Source organism: Rhizosphaericola mali, from assembly GCF_004337365.2.
Classification (GTDB): Bacteria; Bacteroidota; Bacteroidia; order Chitinophagales; family Chitinophagaceae; genus Rhizosphaericola; species Rhizosphaericola mali.
In genome coordinates this window covers 822821-842089 of sequence record NZ_CP044016.1, presented here as the reverse complement: position 1 = coordinate 842089, position 19269 = coordinate 822821, and the positions used below count along the sequence as shown (strand labels likewise).

General features: G+C 34.3%; 15 protein-coding genes. 7 read left to right on the top strand and 8 right to left on the bottom strand.

The window, feature by feature from the left end; translation table 11 throughout:
- The first annotated feature begins 14 nt into the window (after nucleotides 1-14).
- Nucleotides 15-3539 (top strand): chromosome segregation protein SMC, encoded by a 3525-nt coding sequence (gene smc, locus E0W69_RS03605; RefSeq protein WP_131328676.1) that lies wholly within the window; start codon nucleotides 15-17, stop codon nucleotides 3537-3539.
- Between the two features lie 365 nt (nucleotides 3540-3904).
- On the opposite strand, the gene E0W69_RS03600 is transcribed toward smc, so the two are convergent.
- Genes E0W69_RS03600 through E0W69_RS03585 form a run of 4 tightly spaced genes read right to left on the bottom strand, consistent with a single transcriptional unit; the run spans nucleotide 3905 to nucleotide 7843 of the window.
- A complete protein-coding gene (locus tag E0W69_RS03600) occupies nucleotides 3905-4909 on the bottom strand; it encodes a vWA domain-containing protein (RefSeq protein WP_131328675.1) in 1005 nt (334 codons plus the stop codon).
- 2 nt (nucleotides 4910-4911) lie between these two features.
- On the bottom strand, nucleotides 4912-5892 hold the full coding sequence (locus tag E0W69_RS03595; protein ID WP_131328674.1) for a hypothetical protein: 981 nt from the start codon (nucleotides 5890-5892) through the stop codon (nucleotides 4912-4914).
- Nucleotides 5889-6815 carry a DUF58 domain-containing protein gene (locus tag E0W69_RS03590; protein WP_131328673.1) on the bottom strand — a complete coding sequence of 309 codons (927 nt, stop codon included), beginning with the start codon at nucleotides 6813-6815 and terminating at the stop codon, nucleotides 5889-5891. Before E0W69_RS03590 ends, E0W69_RS03595 begins: the two co-directional genes overlap by 4 nt.
- Before the next feature lie 29 nt (nucleotides 6816-6844).
- Nucleotides 6845-7843, bottom strand: coding sequence for an AAA family ATPase (locus tag E0W69_RS03585; protein ID WP_131328672.1), 999 nt, complete (start codon nucleotides 7841-7843; stop codon nucleotides 6845-6847).
- Nucleotides 7844-8037: 194 nt separating this feature from the next.
- Here E0W69_RS03585 and ubiE point away from each other — a divergent pair, with 194 nt between their 5' ends.
- Nucleotides 8038-8781 (top strand): bifunctional demethylmenaquinone methyltransferase/2-methoxy-6-polyprenyl-1,4-benzoquinol methylase UbiE, encoded by a 744-nt coding sequence (gene ubiE, locus E0W69_RS03580; RefSeq protein ID WP_131328671.1) that lies wholly within the window; start codon nucleotides 8038-8040, stop codon nucleotides 8779-8781.
- 34 nt (nucleotides 8782-8815) lie between these two features.
- Here the strand turns inward: ubiE and E0W69_RS03575 are convergent, their stop codons facing one another.
- Both E0W69_RS03575 and E0W69_RS03570 read right to left on the bottom strand, forming a co-directional pair.
- Nucleotides 8816-10564 (bottom strand): mechanosensitive ion channel family protein, encoded by a 1749-nt coding sequence (locus E0W69_RS03575; RefSeq protein WP_191967955.1) that lies wholly within the window; start codon nucleotides 10562-10564, stop codon nucleotides 8816-8818.
- A 27-nt stretch (nucleotides 10565-10591) separates the two neighbouring features.
- Nucleotides 10592-11746: an acyltransferase family protein gene (locus E0W69_RS03570; RefSeq protein WP_131328669.1), complete on the bottom strand. Its 1155-nt coding sequence runs from the start codon at nucleotides 11744-11746 to the stop codon at nucleotides 10592-10594.
- 50 nt (nucleotides 11747-11796) lie between these two features.
- Between E0W69_RS03570 and E0W69_RS03565 the strand changes: the two genes are divergently transcribed.
- Nucleotides 11797-12369, top strand: a complete 573-nt coding sequence (locus tag E0W69_RS03565; RefSeq protein ID WP_131328668.1) for an acyltransferase — start codon at nucleotides 11797-11799, stop codon at nucleotides 12367-12369.
- Nucleotides 12370-12429: 60 nt separating this feature from the next.
- Complete coding sequence (locus E0W69_RS03560) at nucleotides 12430-12795, top strand: DoxX family membrane protein (protein WP_131328667.1); 366 nt, start codon at nucleotides 12430-12432, stop codon at nucleotides 12793-12795.
- Nucleotides 12796-12982: 187 nt separating this feature from the next.
- Here E0W69_RS03560 and E0W69_RS03555 read toward each other — a convergent pair whose 3' ends face one another.
- Entirely contained in the window at nucleotides 12983-15406 is a 2424-nt protein-coding gene (locus E0W69_RS03555; RefSeq protein ID WP_131328666.1) for an outer membrane beta-barrel family protein, read from the bottom strand.
- A 211-nt stretch (nucleotides 15407-15617) separates the two neighbouring features.
- On the opposite strand from E0W69_RS03555, the gene E0W69_RS03550 reads away from it, so the two are divergent.
- Together E0W69_RS03550 and E0W69_RS03545 are read left to right on the top strand one after the other, a co-directional pair.
- Nucleotides 15618-16637 carry a sensor histidine kinase gene (locus tag E0W69_RS03550; RefSeq protein ID WP_131328665.1) on the top strand — a complete coding sequence of 340 codons (1020 nt, stop codon included), beginning with the start codon at nucleotides 15618-15620 and terminating at the stop codon, nucleotides 16635-16637.
- Nucleotides 16634-17362 carry a LytR/AlgR family response regulator transcription factor gene (locus tag E0W69_RS03545; protein ID WP_225321379.1) on the top strand — a complete coding sequence of 243 codons (729 nt, stop codon included), beginning with the start codon at nucleotides 16634-16636 and terminating at the stop codon, nucleotides 17360-17362. Before E0W69_RS03550 ends, E0W69_RS03545 begins: the two co-directional genes overlap by 4 nt.
- Here E0W69_RS03545 and E0W69_RS03540 read toward each other — a convergent pair.
- Nucleotides 17359-18720, bottom strand: a complete 1362-nt coding sequence (locus E0W69_RS03540) for a hypothetical protein (RefSeq protein ID WP_131328664.1) — start codon at nucleotides 18718-18720, stop codon at nucleotides 17359-17361. The two genes, E0W69_RS03545 and E0W69_RS03540, sit on opposite strands and share 4 nt — an antisense overlap.
- Before the next feature lie 207 nt (nucleotides 18721-18927).
- On the opposite strand from E0W69_RS03540, the gene E0W69_RS03535 reads away from it, so the two are divergent.
- The gene (locus E0W69_RS03535) at nucleotides 18928-19254 is read left to right on the top strand and encodes a PadR family transcriptional regulator (protein WP_131328663.1); all 327 of its coding nucleotides are present in this window, start codon (nucleotides 18928-18930) and stop codon (nucleotides 19252-19254) included.
- The last annotated feature ends 15 nt before the right edge of the window (nucleotides 19255-19269 follow it).

Below are 19269 nucleotides of genomic sequence, written 5' to 3'. Positions count from 1 at the left end.
AAAATTGGATTTAAGTGCGATTAAAACAACTTCAAGTAAAAGGTTTTAAAAGTTTTGCTGATAAAACGATACTCAATTTTGATGCTGCAATTACCGGGGTGATCGGGCCAAATGGCTGTGGTAAAAGTAATGTAATTGATGCCATTAGATGGGTAATAGGTGAACAAAAAATTTCTGCTTTACGTAGTGAAAATATGGAGGCGCTTGTCTTTAACGGAAGTAAAAAGAGGAGCCCTAGCGGCATGGCGGAGGTGAGTTTGGTATTTGAAAACACCCGCAATTTATTACCTACAGAATTTAGTACGGTAGCGATTACGCGCCGTTTTTACCGCAATGGCGATAGCGAATATAGACTGAATGATGTTGCTTGTCGATTGAAAGACATCAACAACCTTTTCATGGACACTGGTATTAGTTCGGATAGTTATTCCATGATTGAGTCTGGAATGGTCGACGATATCATCAAAGATAGAGATAATAGTCGTCGTAAAATGCTCGAACAAGCGGCTGGAATTACCGTCTATAAAACACGTAAAAAAGAAGCCAAACAAAAACTAGATGCAACTGCACAAGATTTAAGTCGAATTGAAGATTTATTATTTGAAATCAACAATCAGCTAAAAACCTTAGAAAGTCAAGCGAAAAAGGCGGAGAAGTACAACGAAATTAAAAAGGACTATAAAGATATTTCCATAGAATTGGCGAAAGCTGCTTTGGAAGGATTTAACGGCACTTACAAAGAAGTTAACCAACAACAAGAGTCACAAGCGGATTTAAAATTGCAATTGGAAACAGAAATTACCTCTCAAGAAGCCGCAATTTTAAAGGAACGCAATAGTTTTTCGGATAAGGAAAAAGCCTTGCAAGATTTGCAACAAAAATTCAACGGCGTACAAGGTAATTTGCACGTCAAAGAAAATGAGAAAAATCTGGCTTCGCAAAGTTTGCAGTATTTGAAAGAAAAAGAAAAAAATATCATTGACTTTTTAGCACAAGCAGAAGGTCAATTAAACACGATTTCTGATTCCATTGAATATTCCAAAATACAGGTTGGTGACGAGTCTGGATTATTAGCGGAATTGCAAGAAAAAATTGAAATTGCCAAAGATGCGATTGAGGATAAGCGCGCACTTTTAGATGAAAAAAGAGCAGAATTGGATGTCCAACGTCAATCATTTCAACAGATCCAAAGACAACAATTTGAAGCGGAGAAAAAAGTTGCCGTAGCGGACACATCGATCCAAAATCTGCAAAGATCTCAGATGCAATTGCAATCTGAAAAAGAAAACAGAACTGCGCAATTGCAAAATTTAGAAGGCGAATTGAAAGAAAAAGAAACAGTTCTTGCTGATAAAAAATCCTACTTAACTGATATTCAAAAAATCCACGAAGAAACCAAAGCCATCATCTTGTCCACGCAAGAAGAAATGGAAAAATTACGTGCTTCCTTAGCTGATGAAAATCGAAAATTGGATGCAAAAAAGAACGAACATGCGCTTTTGAAAAATTTGATTGATTCTATGGAAGGATATCCAGAGAGTATCAAATTTTTACATAAAAATAAAGATTGGAATAATGAAGCGCCGATACTTTCTGATATTATTTATGTAAAAGAAGAATATCGTGCAGCAGTGGAGAACGTATTAGAGCCATATCTTAACTATTACGTTGTCAATGATTTACAAGAAGGAATGACCGCAATTCAATTGTTGGATAACAACAAAAAAGGAAAAGCGAATTTCTTTCTTTTAGATAAATTTCAAAATTTCTCTTATTCAGAATCTCAAGTGAATAATGCGACAAAAGCATTGGATATCATTGAAGTAGATGAGAAATATAGAAAACTTGCGGAATATTTATTAGCCAATGTCTACATTGTGGATGAAGGCGCAAATGCAGAAGCCTCAGACAATACGATTTTACTTGAGAAATCAGGCAAATTTGTACAAGGAAAATATACGTTAACCGGTGGTAGCGTGGGCGTTTTTGAAGGTAAAAAAATCGGTCGTGCTAAAAATTTGGAAAAATTACAAGCGACGATATCCAAACAAGACAAACTTGTAAGCGAACTTAAAAACAACATTGAGGCGCTGCGAAATAAAGTTATTGGTTACAACGAACAATTGAAGGAAAAAGAAATACAATCCATTCAAAATGAAATCAATTCCTTAACCAACGGCGTATTTATTACCAAAAATAAAGTCGAAAATCTCATTTCTGCACAAGATTCTTCTCAACAAAAATTAGAAGATATTGAAGCAAAATTAGAACAGGAAAATGATGCAATTTACGATACCAAAAATCAATTAAATGAAATTAATAGTTCGATTGAATCTATCAACCAAGCGTTGAAATTGATTGAAATGACCTATCAACAAGCCGAACAAGATTACAATTTCGCATCCGTTTCTTATAATGATCAGAATATCCAATTAACCAAACAGCAAAGCAAAATCAATTCTTTGAAACAAGAATTGGCTTTTAAAGAAAAACAATTGCAAGATTTGGTGGCCCAAAAAGAAGGAAATAATAAGCAATTATCTGAATCAAAAGGAAATATCGAAGCCGAAGAAGTAAGATTGCAACAGCTTGAAAAAGAATTGATTGAGTTATTCCGTGCAAAAGAAATTGCAGAAAAAGAATTGAATGAAGCAGATCAATTGTATTATTCTTTGCGTAATGAATTGCAAGTTAAAGAGGATGAATTACGTCAAAAAACAAAACAACGCGAAGCGATTGACAATCAATTGAATGAGTTGAAAGACAAACTCAATGAATTGAAATTGCAATTAGCAGGAATGAAGGAGCGTCTGTACGTAGAATTTCATGTTGATTTGGATGAAATTTTGGATCAAGATCGCACGACAACTTCCTCAGTAGATGAATTGACAGAGTCTTCTGAAAGATTGAAAAAGCGTTTGCAAAATTTGGGAGAAGTTAACCCTACAGCGGTAGAAGCTTATACGGAAATGAAAAAACGTTATGAATTCATTTTGGAACAAAAAAATGACCTCGTAACTGCTCGTGAAAGCTTAATGCAAACGATCCAAGAGGTAGAAACCACAGCCAATCAGCAATTTTTGGAGACATTCAATAAGGTAAAAGAAAATTTCCAAGTGGTATTCAAAACCTTATTTACCGAGCAAGACACAGCGGATCTTATCATGGAAAATCCAGAAAATCTTGCGGAAACGGGTATTGATATTGTTGCCAAACCAAAAGGGAAAAGACCATCTTCCATTACTCAATTAAGTGGAGGAGAAAAAACCTTAACAGCTACAGCATTATTATTTTCCATCTATCTAATTAAACCTGCACCATTCTGTATTTTGGATGAGGTTGATGCGCCTTTGGATGATGCTAACGTCGGAAAATTTGTACAAATGATTCGCAAATTCAGTGAAAATTCGCAATTTATCATAGTAACACACAACAAGCAAATGATGAGCGCGGTCGATGTGATTTATGGCGTTACGATGCAAGAACCTGGTGTAAGTAAATTAGTTCCCGTAGATTTCAGAAGTTTGAAGGAAAATTAAGTAGTTCAAATTTTTAAATAAAAATAGGGATGTGTAAATTATTACACATCCCTATTTTTATGATTTCCTATAAACAAAAAGGCCCCGGATTAAAAAATCAGGGCCGTCACTTCTAAATTTTAAGAAACACACAAATTTCGTCGGAAATTAGTGTATCGGTAAAATCATATCTATATAATCTAAAAATCTAAAAAAAATGGAAAATTTAAGTTATTGCTCTGTTTTTCAATAAAATTCAGTTTGAAGAAAACCGAATTAGTGTTTTTTCATTTTTTTCATAGATAAATCAAAGATAGCGGAATATTTTGTATTTTATACCAAATTATTCAAAAAATTTATAATATCCATTGAAACCCATCTCCAATTTAAGGAAATTTAAAATAAACCGTATATCGCAAAATAAAATCTAATAAGATACAAATCAAACCGATAATTAATACGACCAAATATTGCTCTACATATCGGTTATAAGTCTTTACTTCAATCTTTGACTTTTCCAATTTATTGATACTTTCATATACTCCTTGCAATGTATTGTTATCCGCGGCATGGAAATATTGACCACCCGTAGATGCCGCCATATTTCTCAATAAACCTTCATTGAAATCCAATTTACGCGTACTTTTTCCACCAGAGTTCGGATCATTTGGATCAATTTGAACCTCTTGCGTACTCCCGATTCCAATGGTATAGACTTTAATTCCATAGGTTTTCGCCATATTAATCGCTACATCTGGCGAAATAGCACCACCAAAATCAACTCCATCCGTCAGTAAAATAACGATTTTTGTTTTGGATTTGCTTTCTCTCAATCTATCAACACTCGTTGCCAATCCTGCTCCAATCGCCGTACCCTCATCTTGCAACATTCCAGGTTGTATATTTTGAATTTGTTGCAAAACCAATTCATGATCTGTCGTCACTGGAGATAAGGTAAAACTTAAATTACTAAAAATAGTTATCCCAATTCTATCTCCTGGACGTTGCTCAACGAACTTGGAAGCCACTAATTTCGCAGCTTCTAACCGATTAGGAACGAAATCCTTTTCGGTCATACTTCCACTGATATCAAAACACAAAACAATATCAATCCCTTGACCTGTTGTTTCTTGTTCTACATATTTTTGACGCGGACGAGCCATCGCCACAATAAGAAAAAATAATCCGAAAATGCGCAACCAAAAAGGCAAACTAGCACTTTTCGCTTTCCAGTTTTGGTAATTACCTTGACCGATATAGCTGATTTTGAAAGTGGCTTCGCTCCTTTTTTGTTTTTTAAAATATGCCCATACCAAGATGGGAAGTAAAAAAATAAGTCCCAATACCCAAGGATAGGCAAATTCAATATGTCTTAACCAATCTGTAATCATTCCTATTTTATCGTATTTTGACTATGCTCTTGAAAATATTTTACAAATGCCAAAGCTGTATCTGCAGAAGATTTTTTCAAAGATTCTTCTGGTTTGTATTTGGCAAATTTCACAAAATCCATCATTCTCCAAGTTTGGAAAAATGTTGTTACGGTTTCGGCATCAGGAACGGTTCCTTTGATTTTTACCATAGCCTCATCCGTAGTCGCATGCAAAGTGGTCCATCCTTTTACCTCATCCAAATAAGTGCGAATGATATTATCCAAACGTGTATAGAACAACATATTAGCAGGATTTTCTTCCAATAATTTTTGAATTTCCTTTTGAGCCCATTCAATTGGAGCACCTTTGATGACCGATTTTGGCTGATTGGCTTTTTTCTGCTTTCTTTTTCGAATAATGTATCGAATTAAGAAAAATAGTAAAGTCACCACTACAATTGCCACCAAACCAATGATTACCCACGTATAATCTTTATAATTGACACCGATCACATCCTTGATATCATGGTAATCTTTCATCTTGCTGACATCCACAGTCAACACATCCAATTGCAAAGAATCTGTAGAAAATGGAATCTCGTGTACCGAACCATTATCTTGTATTTTAATAGATTGGATAGGTAAAGTCCAATGCCCTGAATCAAATGAGGTGACGTTCCACTTTTGGATATAAGTGGTCGTATTATCAAAATTGATAGTGTCGATTTTACCCTTATTTACGACTTCGGAATGGGTAGTTTTTCCATATTCAAACCATTGAGCTATGGATTGCGTTTTCCCTACATTTTCCACTTTTAAAGTCACCACAATCTGCTCTCCCAACACAATTTTGTCTCGGTCAGCTGTTGCAGTAACTTTTTGTGCATGAATAAATTGAGAAAATGAAAATAACAAAACACCCAAGCACATCATAACAATGCGCACAGATTTCGAATGGATATTATTCTGCAATTTTTTGTAAAAATCTTTATTAAAAATCATTTTTTACGGGTAAAAAATTCTTTAATGGTTTTCATATAATCATCTTCAGTGGAGATCTGCAACAAACCAGCACCACATTCCTTAAACATATCATTGACATGTTTCATTCTATAATCAAATTTTTCCCGATAAATACGTCTTTGCTGTGCATCTGAAGCGTCAACTAAAAGCAATCCTCCTGTCTCCGCATCTTCCAACGTAACCAAACCAAGATTAGGCAAAATGGCTTCTGCTTTATCATATACCTGAATCCCGACGACTTCGTGCCTTCTTGCAGTAACTTTCAACGCCTCTCTAAAATCATCGCTGATAAAATCACTCACGATAAATACAAGACTTCTTTGCTTTACCGTACCATTTAAAATATTCAAAGCATTTTTTAAATCCGTAAGTGCGCTAGAAGGTTGATAACCGATTAAGGTTTTCGCAAGAAATAATACGTGACTATGACTTTTTTTCGAAGGAATCACTTTTTCCATTTTATCCGAAAAAAAATACGCGCCCACTTTATTATTTTCTTTTACTGCTGCAAATGCAAGTACAGAGCAAAGATTGGCAATTTGATCTTTTTTGGACATGGTCTGCGTACCGAAAAGATTACTTGCGCTCACGTCTACGAGCAATATAATATTGAGTTCTTTTTCTTCTTCGAATACTTTGCTGTAAGTACTTCCCAACCTAGCCGATACATTCCAATCAATAAAACGCACATCATCGCCGGCTTGATATTGGCGTACTTCTTTGAAAGACATACCGCGCCCCAAAGCCGCAGATCGACTCTCACCAGAATACAATTGCATGGACAATTTCTTGGTTTTTAAATCCAATTCTTTTGCCCGAGCAGCGATCTGAGCTACATCCAATTCGGAATCGTCCTCCTCGATAATCGGAGTTGCCTTTTTATTTCTTTTGAATAAACTCATTCAATAAGACAGTTCAATTTGCCGACAGATTAAGGAATCTGAATAGCATTTAAAATTTCATCAATAATTTTTTCAGAAGTAATATCGTTTGCTTCTGCTTCGTAGGTCAAGCCGATTCTATGACGCATTACGTCTTTTGCAATTGATTTCACATCTTCTGGGATTACATAACCTCTTTTGGCAATGAATGCATTTGCCTTTGCAGCCAAAGCAAGATTGATGCTGGCACGAGGCGAACCTCCAAAACTGATATAAGGTTTTAATTTACCCAAATTATATTGATCAGGATAACGAGAAGCAAAAACGATATCGATGATAAATTTCTCAATTTTTTCATCCATATAAATACGACTCGTTAATTCTTTTCCTTTTTGAATTTGTTCAAGCGTAACAACTGGAGTTATTTTTGCTGATTCTCCACCATTCACTTGTTGGCGTATGATCAATTGCTCTTCCGCTTTGGAAGGATAACCGACGATAACTTTCAACATGAAACGATCGACTTGCGCCTCTGGCAAAGGATAAGTTCCCTCCTGCTCAATTGGATTTTGCGTAGCTAAAACCAAAAACGGTTCGGGTAATTTAAAGGTTTCTTCTCCGATGGTCACTTGGCGCTCTTGCATCGCTTCCAAAAGTGCACTTTGCACTTTTGCTGGAGCACGATTAATCTCATCTGCCAAAATAAAATTGGCAAATATCGGTCCACGTCTTACCTGAAATTGGTTGACTTGTTGGTTATATATCATGGTACCTACAACATCGGCGGGTAACAAATCTGGCGTAAATTGTATTCTATTAAAATGCGCTTGTACAGCTTTAGACAACGCTTTGATTGTTAATGTCTTAGCCAATCCTGGAACACCTTCTAATAATACATGCCCATTACTCAAAAGACCGATTAACAATCTATCAACCATGTGCGACTGTCCCACGACTACATGACTCAATTCTCTACGAAGATTTTCAATAAATGAGGCTTGGTCAGCTATCTCCTCACTCAATCGCGCAATATCCTCTCCAGTTTGCATATTTAATATTGATTTTTTGTGTGGCGAATATACCTATCATATTCTTTGTCCGAAAATAGAATTTAATTTTTTTTCCGAATATAAAGGCATTGCCGGTTATTTTAACGATACTTTTAAAAAATAGAGAAATTATTTTCCCTGATAATTATTCAATTATTATACCATTTAATTTGTGAGTGTGTATCTTCGCGCCCATGTCAAAATTTGCACACGATAATCTTACTCCGTACCAAGATAGTACTTTAACTAAAAAAGATCAAGTTGCCAGCATGTTTAATAATATCGCCGGCAAATATGATTTCTTAAATCACTTTTTGAGTATTGGAATTGATGTCATTTGGCGTAAAAATGCGTTGAATCAATTGAAATCTATCCAACCTAAAAAGATGTTGGACGTTGCAACTGGCACTGGTGATCTAGCTATAATGGCAGCAAAAAGATTGCATCCCGAATCCGTTACTGGGATTGATATCTCCACTGGGATGTTGGAAGTTGGGAAAGAAAAAATCAAGAAAGCGAATTTGGATAAAGTTATCACGATGCTTGAAGGTGATAGTGAAAACTTGCCATTTGATGATAATACTTTTGATGCAATTACGGTTTCTTTTGGCGTGCGTAATTTTCAGAATTTGGAGAAAGGTTTGAGTGAAATGTTTCGCGTATTAAAACCTGGAGGCAAAGCCATCGTATTGGAATTTTCCAGACCGAAACAATCCTTATTTAAAGGTATTTACAAATTATATATGAATGTCGTCACTCCCAATGTAGGCAAAATGGTGGCGAAAAATTTTGAAGCCTACGATTATCTAAATGAATCAGCGAAATTATTTCCCGAAAGAAATGATTTTACAAAAATTTTGGATGATTGCGGGTATAAGAATACTAAATTCATCCCACAGACGATGGGAATATGCTGTATTTACGTAGGAGAAAAATAAGTTAAAAAAGGACTTCATAATTGAAGTCCTTTTTTTAGTCTTTTTTGATATTGATATATTGTGGGGAAATCATATTGACATCGGCTTCTTTAAATAAATCCACAATATGATGTAGCAAATCTGAATGTATAAAAAACATTCGTTCAGGTTGTAAAGTGTAAGCATTCAACTGATAAGCCACGTTGAAATCATTCAAATTTTGTTGTAATACAAATGGTTCCGGATCACGCAAAACTCCCTCGGTTAACAATGCTGCTTTTTTCAACAATTCTGAAACCAATTTCCAATCCGTTTGATAGTCCAATGTCACATCGACTTTTACAACCAGCCCTATGGTATTGGGATCACGTATAGGTTTGGTATAGTTCACCGTTTGACTATTCAAAATAGTTGTATTGGGCAGCGTGATATCCTCATTTTGTAAAGTTCGTATACGTGTAACCAAAAGATTTTTTTCAATTACATGCCCCGTGAACTCTCCTACTTTTACCCAATCTCCAATTTTGAACGGTCGCATGTAAGTAATCACGACACCCGAAACGGCATTGGAAATCGCGGAAGACGAACCAATAGACAATAGAATACCTACAAAAACCGAAATGCCTTTGAATGCAATAGATCCACTTCCAGGCAAATAGGGAAAAATCAAAATTACCACCAAAACACACAAAACCATGCGTACCAAATTGTACGTTGGTCGGCTCCATTCAGAATAAAAGCCTTTAATTTTTAGCTGCCCGCGTTCTATTTCTTTGGTAAAATATTTTAAGATTTTGGTTATTAATCGAAAAACCAATACGATCAGCGCAATCGGAATTAGATTAGGCAAATAATGCAACATCGAACTTAAAATCTTTCGCAATGGTGCTTCTACAAAAAAGATAATATTGTTGGACCATTTTTGCGTAGCAGGAAAAATTCCAAATAAAACCGTCACCCCAATATATAAATAAACAATCACCAATACGATCCGAATGACCTTCAATATCTGAATCAATATCGACAACAGATGTGGTCGACTGAAAACCTTATAGTCTTTGATTTTGATTTCGGATAAGGTCTTACTCTTACTGCGAACCAATTTTTTGACGGAAGAGATAAATATGCGATTCGTTATAAAAATCAACAATAATATAGCTACAATCAAAACAACAACCAAACCGATTCGTTTCAGCGTATTGGTCCAATTATTTTCTTGTTGATACTTCGCTACAGCAATATTAATTTGCTGAACTAATTTTTCCGAAAGTATTTTTAATGAAGTATTTTCCCATAATGCGTCCGTAGCGCTCAAGCCTGCAATGACTTCATTTTTATATTTGATGGCGTAGATATCCGCATGCGCCTGTATCGTCAGTGAGTCTGGTTGGTAAGGATATTGTTTGTATAAATAATTTAGTTTTTCGGTTAAATCTTTCGCTCTCTGAGCAGCAGAATATTGACCAATTGAGGTATAGAATTGAAATACCGTATCTGAAAACAACAATACCGGTACGGGAAATGTATTAGCCCTTTCCGCATCAATCTCCGCCATTTCTTTGGAGATATCCAGAGAAGCATGCAACTGAATAGAGTCCAGTTTTTCCTTTAGTAATTTTTGTTCAGAGGTCGAATTACCTTTTTTGAGCTGCTCTTTTAAAATACTTAGAGTAACAGAATCCTTAAAATGCTGAATATCTTTTGCAGTGAGCGCCTCTTGTAACCATTTGTTGTGATGCATACCAGAATCTTGCTGAGATTGTGCTCCAACAAAAGAACCCACAAGCAATAACAATAATAACAAATAGCATTTTAGGTATTTAAACATAAGCTAAACCTTGATATAAATTTTCTTTTTGTCTAATATATAAACGATCGACCAGTAAAATATTATATTGATGATGGCATACATCAATGAGCCGTTTCGTTCATCGGCAAATACCGGTTGGCAAAGATGGTGATACAACCAACTCAATGGATTTTCGTATAGTGGTTTACCTTCTGGATTGGTGCCAATACTCCAACGAACCAACCACAAAACTCTAGGTAAAAATCCACTCAAACAAAAAATAAACAAGGGATTTTTTCCAAAAACATCAAAAAATTTGGTGAGCCAACTTTTATGTCCTTTGAATTCTATAAAGTAAATAATCACAGCAATAATCATAATCGCCAAGCCTGTTGTGTACACAACATAACTACTTGTCCATATTTTTTTGTTAAATGGAAACCAGTTATTCCAAATGATCGCCACCAATATAGTAAAGGCCGCGGCGACGAACAAATGCGTCAACATTTCGTACGTTTTCCCTAATTTTTGGATATAGTTTCCGACAAAATAACCGAATACGATTTGAACGATTGGCGTCAATCCGCTTGCTAATCCTTCTGGATCAAAAGCGAGTCCTTCACCATGATACATATGCGTTTCCCCTAAAATAGATTTATCGACATTAGTCCCAAACCAACCTTGAATACTAAACGGATCAGCCGCTCCAAATTGCACACAAAGCCACCAATAAAATAGCAATATAAACACGCAAATACCCATGGCAACTTTCGGTTTGCAGAAATAAGCGATAAAGGATGCGACCAGATAGGCAACAGCAGTACGTTGTAATACGCCCATGATCCGAATATTTTCCCAAACCTTAAAAACAAAATGTCCAGCATCATCATATTTAATAAACGGCGACCAGTTGAGAAACAAACCAATAAGAAAAATAAGAATAGAACGTTTGATTGTTTTTTTGAAAAAAGCCCCATTTCCCGCTTCTCTTAGTCGCGGCATCACAAACGCCATCGCATTACCTATTGCAAAAAGAAAAAACGGAAATACCAAATCCGTAGGCGTACAACCATGCCAAGCGGCATGATCCAATGGCGGATAAATATGATCCCATGAGCCTGGATTGTTTACCAAAATCATCAATGCGACCGTCGCACCGCGAAACACATCCAAAGAGTAAAATCGTTCTTTCTTCATATACAAATTATAAAAATAGTCTAAGTTTGTTCTCGTTAAAGGTAATAGAAATGCAAGATTATTTCGTACATTCTTCTTCTTTTGTTGACGAACCAGCCCATATCGGAGCAGGAACTAAAATATGGCATTTTTGCCACATAATGTCGCCTAGTTTTATTGGGAAAAATTGCAATATCGGACAGAATGTTTTCATCAATACCAATGTCAAGATTGGCAACAATGTCAAGATTCAAAACAATGTTTCCGTATATGATGGCGTGGAAATAGAAGACGATGTATTTCTTGGTCCGTCTATGGTTTTTACCAATGTCATCAATCCACGAAGCACGATCGAACGAAAAAATGAATTCAAAAAAACCATCGTACGAAAAGGTGCAACGATTGGGGCAAATGCTACAATAGTTTGCGGAAATGAAATAGGCGAATACGCTTTAATCGGCGCAGGTGCTGTGATTACGAAAAACGTCCTAGCATTTGCGATTATGAAAGGAAATCCAGCTCGACAAGATGGTTGGATCAGTGCCTTCGGAGAAAAATTGCATTTTGATACCGAAGGAAATGCCGTTTGTAAAAATACTGGCGATCGTTACCAACTGAAAAACAATCAAGTTCAAAGATTGTAATTGCCGGATTCATTCGAATATCGATAAATTGTTATAATTTCAGATTAAAAACAACTCACTATGAAAATTGTACAATTTATCCTCTTTTTACTTTGTGGATTGATGTTTCTCAATGCAGGTTTGGACAAATTTTTACACTATATGCCTATGCCCAAAATGGAAGGTGAAATGGCAAAAGTGTTTGATGCATTTATGACATTAAAATGGCTAATGCCATTCGTTGGCTTTTTCGAAATTGTAGGTGGATTATGCATCATCATTACCAAAACTCGTGTTGTTGGAGGATTGGTACTATTTCCCATTTTGCTTGGTATTGTCGTACACAATGCTGTCTTTATGCCATCTGGACTAACAATTGCAATCCCCTTGTTTTTAATTGATATTTGGGCAATATTTTTTCAAAAAAAGATTTTGGCAATACTATAGTTGGTATGGCATTGCGATTAGGCAGTAATATTTCGAAAGTCAAAATGTAACCTAATCCAGCCCCTTCCCCTGCAGGAGAAGAACAGAGCAAAGACATTTACATTGGAAGCCCCAAAAGTCCTCTCCTTGAGGAGAGGATTTAGGTGAGATATTTTTCTGGTTCTTCTTCGTTTCCAAATGCAAGCAATTACATATTTACACGATTTTGTTCTTCTGATGATGAGGTGCGACGACTATTAGCAGCTTTGACTTTTTGGTTACCAAATTTGTATACAAAACTGACATTAATCCTTCTTGCTTCCCAACGATTGATCCAATTAATATCCAGTCCGCTACCAATATAATGTGCTCGATACGCCGCTTGTGCAAATATATTGGTAGCGGCAATTTTGATCGTCCCCTTTTTGTCTAGAATTTGTTTTTGTACTCCTAAGTCCCAACCATAACTCGTTTTCATCCTTGCCAATCCGTCTACACTAGGAAATGAATATCGGAAAGAGGTTTGTATTTTTATGTTTTTTGGTAAAGAAAAAGTATGATCAGTATTAATATCTGTTCCAAATCCATGCGTATTATAACTATAATCTGGAATCGAGGATTTTGATCGATTATAGTTGATATTTAAACTAGTTTCAGAATTCCACCATTTGGCAATAGGAATACTTGCATAAATATTCAAATACAGATAATCACGAGAACTCGCATTGTCACTAGAGTTAACCACCTTTCCGGTAGTTGAGTCCTGTAAAATCGTATTGGTAATGATATTGGCGGAGTGACTATAACTTAAAGTTGTATATAAAAACTGTTTGAATCCGTGCCTCAATTCGAATGAATTACTGAAAGATGGTTTCAAAAATGGATTCCCAACAAAGGATGTGTACGGATCAATATAACGAACAAAAGGATTCAAACTTTCGTAACTTGGGCGATTAATTCGTCGACTATAACTAAAATTGAGATCATTTTTGTCATTGATTTTATAGGTTGTAAATAAAGTAGGAAAAAGGTTAAAATAATTGCGTTTTACCACTTTGTCAATCGTAATCGAGTTCGCATTACTTCTCGTCCACTCTCCTCTTAAACCTAATTGCAGCGACAAATCACCATACGACTGCGATACGGTCGAATAAAATGCGGCAATATCTTCTTTGTAAACAAAATGATTAGAACGGCCATAATCCATTTCCCATGCATTGTTTCGGATAGAATCCACAACAAGATTGTTGTCCGTATTGACAGAACTATACTTCAATCCTGATTCTAGTTTGTATTTGGAAGCCCAATATTTTGTGTAGTCTATTTTTCCAGATTTGATATCGATATTGGCAGGACGATTGTTTTTAAATATATAAGGATCACGAATAATTACACCATTAGGATCCGTGAAATTATTGATATTGTTATCGCTATCTTTTTGTAAGTATTTGGCATAATCTGCATCGATAACAATAGAACTACCTAATGAATCCAAGTTTGTTTTATAGTTGACGTTATAGGTAATATTATGGACTTTATTTTTTCCTGTCAATTTAGTTTCGATATATTGATACGGATCTTTTTTTGCGTCACACAAAATGGACGTATTGGTTGTAATTTGCTTTGTATTCTCTATATACCCCATCACAACAAGGCTAAGAACGTCTTTTTTATTCAAATTAAAATCGGCACCACCTTTGAAATTATTATAAGTTGAGGTAGGATGCCAATAGTTTTCTCGATCTTGATAAGAAGCTATTTCATTATTCATAATTTTACTATTGTAGGTTAATGCATTGTAGGATTGACTGTAACTTGTATTCCACGTCATATAAGTATTTAACCAGCCATTCCTATAATTCAAATTAAGACCACCACCAGACTTGATATATCTACCCGTTCCAATTCTAGCATTTACGATACCATTGAAACCATATAATTTATTTTTCTTTAGTCGAATATTAATAATACCAGCAGAACCGGCGGCATCGTACTTACTAGAAGGATTAGTGATAAATTCTATAGTTGCAATTGATTCGGATGGTAAGGATTTTAGATATTCAGTCAATTGAGTTCCACTCATATAAGTCGGTCGATCATCAACATAAATCAAGGGCGTTTGTGCTTTTAGCAAGAGATTTTGTTCTTTATCCAAACTCACCATCGGTGCTTTTCGGATAATATCATACACGGAATTACCTGCTGCTAAAATATTATTTTCAACATTCATTACCATTTTATCTGGCAACATTTCAAATAGTTTCTTTTTAGTTGCCACTTTTACTTCGCCCAAATTACTAACTGAATCTTCTAATTGAATATTTAAATTGGTTTTCGATTCAAATAAAATCGTATCCGAATGATACGTTTGATAACCTACCATGCTTATTTCGATCAAATATTTTTGATAAGGCAAGGAATCCAAACTAAAATGACCAGTGGAATCACTCAATGCAAAACGAACTACTTTTTTATTGATAGTTTGTAAAACAAGAGAAACATTAGAAATAGGTTGATTTTCCTTATTGATGATGGTCCCTTTAATTTCCGCCAATTCAATTTTTTGGGCATATAAATAAGAAGGAAACAAAGAGACAAATATCAAAGAGATCAATAGCAGTAAACGAGTCATGTAAATAATTTATACTGCAAGATTCTGTGAAAACTTTTACCTAAATATTTATAATCTGCCAACATGGATAAATGGAGCTTAAATTTCTATTTTTTAACGAAGAACCATTCATAGATAAAAATGACTGGTTAAAGGAATATTCATTCTTGTTGATCGAAAAAACAGCCTAATTAAAATAGAACGTTTTAGTTTTGATCTTACAATAAATGTTATGAAAAAACAGAATGTCATATTGCTACATGTCATATTTTGGTTGCTATCTTGGTTCATTCCTATGATGTACTATGGAGATTTTCATGTAATAAGTCGCAACTCCATACTATTAGGTATATCGGGAATATTCTTGAAAGCTGTTGTATTTTATATTCACTACTTAATTTTACTACCCTATTTTTTTCAAACAAAAAGATATGGTATTTATATATTTAGTGTACTGGTTTTAATAGAATTATTTACAATTTTACGTTTTCTAGTTGAGGAAAAACTATATCTTCATTTATTTGGATTTAGTAATTATTTCGGTAACTACAGTATTAAATTTTACGTTTGGGATAATATCTATTATGGATCATTTTCTTTACTTCCTAGTTATATTATCTGGAGTATTGTCAATAATTTTAATCTTGAAAAAGACAAAAAAGATCTTTTACTTGAAAAAGAACAAGCCGAACTACAATTTTTAAAAACACAAATCAATCCACATTTTCTTTTCAATACGCTTAATAATATCTATGCGCTAGTATATCATAATTCTGAAAAAGCGTTACCTGCGATACTCAAACTAAGCGAATTAATGCGTTATGTTGCGAGAGATTCAAATGGAGAAGAATTAGTTCCTCTACAACAAGAAATCAACTATATCGAGAGTTTTATAGATCTAGAATCTTTGCGTATTAAGCCAAAAGCAGAAATTGATTACCAAGTGGAAGGAAACGCAGAACATATTAAAATTGCGCCCCTTTTGTTGATACATTTTGTAGAAAATGGATTCAAACATGGCATTGTCAACAATCCTCAATCTCCCTTACAAATACATATCAAAATATTTGAAAATAGAATCCAACTACACACAGAAAATCTTAAAAACATGCATCAAAAACCGGACGGGAAAGGTATCGGCATGCAAAATCTACAACGTAGATTGGATCTTATTTATCCCAATAAACATCAATTGGAAATTATAGACGACAAAGAAAACTATATTTGTAATCTTACTATAGACTGTCAATGATGATTAGATGTATTGTGATAGATGACGAACCTTGGGCTTGTGCCTTATTGGAAGACTATGTGCGAAAAATTCCTTTTTTGGAATTGGTGGAAAGTAGTAGTAATCCGATTGATGCCATACACAAAATTCAAAATGGAGACATCGAATTGGCTTTCTTGGATATTCAGATGCCAGAGCTGACCGGCATTCAACTCATGAAAATTATTCAAAATAAATGTCGTGTCATATTGACAACGGCTTATAGTGATTATGCACTAGAAAGTTATGACTATAATGTGATCGATTATTTGCTCAAACCTATTTCATTTGAACGATTTTTTATTGCCGCAACCAAAGCAAAAGATATATTAACGGATAACCTTGAAACTAAAACAGCTTCGTCAGAACTACCACGAACAAACATCCATTTAAATGAATTTATCTTCGTAAAGACAGATAAAAAAACAGTCAAACTAGATTTTTCTGATATCATATATATAGAGTCGTTGAGAGATTATATTGCATTTCACACTACGAAAGAAAAGTTGTTGGTTTTAGATAGTTTAAAGGCAGTAGAAGCAACACTTCCGCAGCAAATCTTTATTAGAGTACATAAGTCATTTATAGTATCTATCAACGCCATTGGAAGTATAGAGCGTAATCGTATTTTCCTACGGGATCAAACAATTATCCCAATAGGAGAAACTTATCGGGATAATTTTATGCGTTTATTAAATGTAGGTTAATAAGTATTGATATTTTCTTCATTTAAAGCCATCCTTTTTAAAACATCAGAATATTCACTTTTAGTTTTATTTCTATTCGCCAATCCTGCGGATTCGACTGCTTTTGCTTCCCATTTCATTGCTGTTTCTTTTTTTCCAATTTTATAAAGCAAACGTGCATATGTGTCAAAAATGTCTGGATCTTGGTAAAAAGCTACTGCATTTTGTGCCCATTTTAACGCCAATTGTAGTTCACTCTTATTCGAGGAGAACATATAAAGATTCCAAGCTCCACGATTTAATTGCTTACCATAATATTCGGCCTCTGGCAGAAAAGTATAACTTCTTAATTCCATTGGAGCACCTTTTGTTGTATTTCTCTTCGCTATCATATCTAAATTCTCTTTTTTCTTATTATCCAATCTTTTAATTGAATCTACATTGATTGACATGAAATACTTATTGTAAAAAGCAATGGCCGCATTTTTATACTGTATAGTATCTTTTACACTATAAAAATAATCTAATAAATTTTTGTTTGCATTCTTCTCTCCTTCATTTGTATTTGTATTAATTGATTTTGAAAAAAAAGCAACTTTTTTTGCATAGTCAATATTCTTTTCCTTGATAGCTTTGGATAATGATTTAGCTATAGCGCGGTCATTTATTTGTATTCTAGTTTTTAGCGGAATATTGTACCACATTTCATTAAAAACTGGATAATCATTTCTAATGTAAATATAACTTTGAGAATATACATCAGGAGCGCATTCTGCGATAAGAGACAAAAAACTTATAGATTTAGCCGAATCTTGAGGTGCTAATTCCACGAGTGAATCAATTAATGGTTGCTTTACTTCTAAGGCAAAGTTATTAATAATGCGTACCAAATTCAATAAATTTACAAAATTATTATTTTGACGATAAATACTATCTAAATATTTAATTGAAACCCCTTGATGTTTGTTCACATTTATTGTATTTGCAATTGCATCTTCGTAAGTACTAGATTGAGACGTGGTTAATTTCATTATATTTAAAATTGAACCTTCTTCATTTAAAAACAGTGTACCAAAAAAACTATCCGAAAAAGAAAATGGACTATTTCCATTATATAATTCGTCAGGAATTTTATTCGTCTTTAGGCAAATAAACTTTTCATCCGTTAATAATTGTATAGTTTTTGACTGGAGTCCTTGTGCAGCTACTTCATTACATTGTAGACAATTATCACTCTCTATTTGTAGTAAAATCAATTTCTTTTCGACTTTTGCTAAATGCAAAGCCTGTGTGTAAGAAATCTTTTTAAATTCAATTTGTCCAAAGGATGTGCTTATTATTAATAATAAGGTTGCAGTTAATAGGTATCTAAGGCGCATGCAAAATATTTTTACAGTCTAAGATAAATAATTGTCGTAATAATGTATTTTCTTGGTTAGAAAATATTAGGAAATAGTATAATTCCTCTTACATTTTTTCCATTCTCCCTCATTTTTTACCATTCACACAAATCTTAAAAAAAATAGTACTATGTATTGCATAGTATCAACATTTACACATATCTTTGTATCACAAAATCAAAAATTATGGATATTCAAAATACACAAAGCCAAATGCGCAAAGGGGTTTTAGAGTTTTGTATCCTTTCTATAATCAAACAAGGTGAGGTATATCCAAGTGATATCGCAACGAAAATGAAAGATGCAAACCTCCACATTTTAGAAGGTACATTATATCCTTTGTTGACCAGGTTAAAAAATGCCAAATTACTCACTTACCGTTGGGTGGAAAGTGTCTCGGGACCGCCTCGTAAATATTTTAGTCTGACAGATGAAGGGTTAGAATTTTACAAGGAGTTGGAACTTACCTGGAAAGAATTGGCAGACGCAGTACAAACATTGACCACCAAATAATAATTGACATTACTA